3 protein-coding genes are annotated in these 2640 nt (G+C 72.7%); 2 read left to right on the top strand and 1 reads right to left on the bottom strand.

Features of this window, described 5'->3' with window-relative positions:
* Positions 1-245 precede the first annotated feature (245 nt).
* Together AB0C69_RS40945 and AB0C69_RS40950 are read left to right on the top strand one after the other, a co-directional pair.
* Entirely contained in the window at positions 246-1616 is a 1371-nt protein-coding gene (locus AB0C69_RS40945) for an OFA family MFS transporter (RefSeq protein WP_360362011.1), read from the top strand.
* 18 nt (positions 1617-1634) lie between these two features.
* On the top strand, positions 1635-1772 hold the full coding sequence (locus tag AB0C69_RS40950; RefSeq protein ID WP_360362014.1) for a hypothetical protein: 138 nt from the start codon (positions 1635-1637) through the stop codon (positions 1770-1772).
* On the opposite strand, the gene AB0C69_RS40955 is transcribed toward AB0C69_RS40950, so the two are convergent.
* The coding region (locus tag AB0C69_RS40955) for a PLP-dependent aminotransferase family protein (protein ID WP_360362017.1) at positions 1741-2640 on the bottom strand (900 nt) is incomplete at its 5' end. The genes AB0C69_RS40950 and AB0C69_RS40955 overlap by 32 nt on opposite strands.

The raw sequence follows: 2640 nt of genomic DNA on the forward strand, positions 1-2640 counted from the left end.
GCTGCGCGATCAGATTCTCGCAGGCTCGAATCTGCCTTCAGACGCGATCGCCATCCTGAGGTCGTCGCGTGGTTGCGGTAGGGGCTGAGGTCGTTGCGGGTGGCGGGTTTGGGGGGCGCTCTCTCGCGGGTCGGTCGACAGGTTGGTGGTGGGGAGGGGTTTTCATGTAGCACGTTTGTGTTTATGGTCGTCGGTGTCGGGGGCGCATCACCTGTCCGGATACGCTCCCGAACCGGAGGCCCGCTGTGGCGCTCTCCTTCCTCGACCTGCGGCACACCGTCGCGGAACCGGGCTACAACCGCTGGCTGATTCCACCCGCCGCGCTCGCCGTGCACCTGTGCATCGGGCAGGCCTACGCCACCAGCGTCTACAAGACGGCGCTCGTCGAGCACTTCGACGCCAGCCTCACCGCGGTCGGCGTCGTCTTCTCCATCGCGATCGTGATGCTCGGCGCGTCCGCGGCGGTCATGGGCACGTGGGTCGACCGCGTCGGGCCGCGGCGGGCGATGTTCACCGCCGCCTGCTTCTGGGCGTCGGGGTTCCTGGTCGGGGCGCTCGGCATCGCCGCCGGGCAGCTCTGGCTGGTCTACCTCGGCTACGGCGTCATCGGCGGCATCGGCCTCGGCATCGGCTACATCTCGCCCGTGTCGACCCTGATCAGATGGTTCCCGGACCGGCCGGGCCTGGCGACCGGCATGGCCATCATGGGCTTCGGCGGGGGCGCGCTGGTCGCCTCGCCGCTGTCGCGGCGGCTGCTGTCGCTCTACGACCCGGGCGGCGACCCCGCGTCCGGCGCCGCCGTCGCCCTGCTGTTCGTCACGCTGGGCGTCGCCTACTTCCTGGTGATGATGCTCGGGGTGTTCACCGTGCGGGTGCCGCCGCCGGGATGGCGGCCCGCCGGGGCCGCCTCCGCGACAAGGGCCGGCGCTCCGCGCGGCGTCTCGGCGGCGTCGGCGATCAGGACGCCGCAGTTCTGGCTGCTCTGGACGGTGCTGTTCTGCAACGTCACCGCCGGGATCGGGATCCTGGAGCAGGCCGGGCCGATGATCGGCGACTTCTTCCGCTCCGGCGGCTCGACCTCGGTGTCGGCGACCGAGGCGGCCGGGTTCGTCGGACTGCTGTCGATCTTCAACATGGCCGGGCGGTTCGTCTGGTCCTCGACCTCGGACTACCTCGGCCGCAAACCGGTCTACGTCGGCTACCTCGGCGCCGGCATGGCCGCCTACGTGCTGCTGGCGCTCTTCGGGGACGCCTCGACGGCGTTCTTCGTCGCCCTCGCCGCACTGATCATCTCCTTCTACGGCGGCGGGTTCGCCACCGTCCCGGCGTACCTGCGGGACCTGTTCGGCACCTACCAGGTCGGCGCCGTCCACGGCCGGCTGCTGACCGCGTGGTCGGCGGCGGGCATCGCCGGGCCGCTGATCGTGAACCGGTTCCTGGACGCCCGCGGCGAACCGGGCGCCCTCGCGGCCGCCGACTACCGGCCCGCCCTGTTCACGATGGTCGGGGTCCTCGCGGTCGGCTTCGCCGCGAACCTGCTCATCCGCCCGGTGGCGGAGCGGCACCACGTGGCGGACGCCGAGGCCCCCGTGACCGACCCCAGCCCGGCCACCTGAGAGCGAAGGAGGAGCACCATGGAGTCAATGCCGGACGAGAGCCCCCCTGACAGGGCGGCGGCGCGCCTCGTCGTCTCCTGGTCCGTCGTCGGCATCCCGCTGATCTACGGCGTGGTGGAGACGGTCAGGGCGATCCTCCCCCTCTTCGGCGGCTGACCGCGAGGACGCGCACGAGTGCTTGCAGCGCCGACTCGAAGGCGTGGTCCGGAGGCGTCGCGTAGCCCACCACCAGGCCGTCCTGGGGCGGAAGGCGGGCGCCGGGGTGGCGGAACGCCGACAGGGCGTCGACCGCCACTCCCGCGCGGGTCGCGGCCTCCAGAGCGCCGGGCTCGGTGCCGGACGGCAGGCGCAGGACGGCGTGCAGACCGGCGGCGATGCCCGTCGCGTGGACGTGGGGCGCGTGCTCGGCCAGGGCGGTGACGAAGCGGTCGCGGCGGGCGCGGTACCTCTGGCGCATCCGGCGGACGTGGCGGTCGTAGGAGCCGGAGTCGAGGAAGTCGGCCAGGGCCAGCTGGTCGAGGACGCCCGCCCACGCCTCGCGCTCGCCCTTGGCCGTGAGGACGCCGTCCACCAGGCGGTCGGGCAGGACCATCCAGCCGAGCCGGACGGCGGGGGACAGGCTCTTGCTGACGGAGCCGACGTACACGACCCGGTCGGGGGCCAGGCCCTGCACCGCGCCGACGGGTTGGCGGTCGTAGCGGAACTCGCCGTCGTAGTCGTCCTCGATGATGAGCCCGTCCGACCCGGCGGCCCATTCCACCACCGCCGTGCGTCTGCGCGAATGCAGCGGGCCGCCTGTGGGGAACTGGTGCGCGGGTGTCAGGAGGACGGTGCTCTCGGCTTCGGAAAGCTCGTCGACCCGGGCTCCGTCGCCGTCGACGGTGAGCGGACGGGTGCGCGTGCCGGTCTGGTCGAGCAGGGCCCGGTGGAAGGGGAGGCCGTACCCCTCGACCGCCAGCGGCCCGGGCAGCACCCCGCCGCCGAAGAGCAGGCGCAGGGCGTGGGCGAATCCGGAGCAGACCAC

Source organism: Actinomadura sp. NPDC048032 (assembly GCF_040653175.1).
GTDB classification, from domain to species: Bacteria; Actinomycetota; Actinomycetes; order Streptosporangiales; family Streptosporangiaceae; genus Spirillospora; species Spirillospora verrucosospora.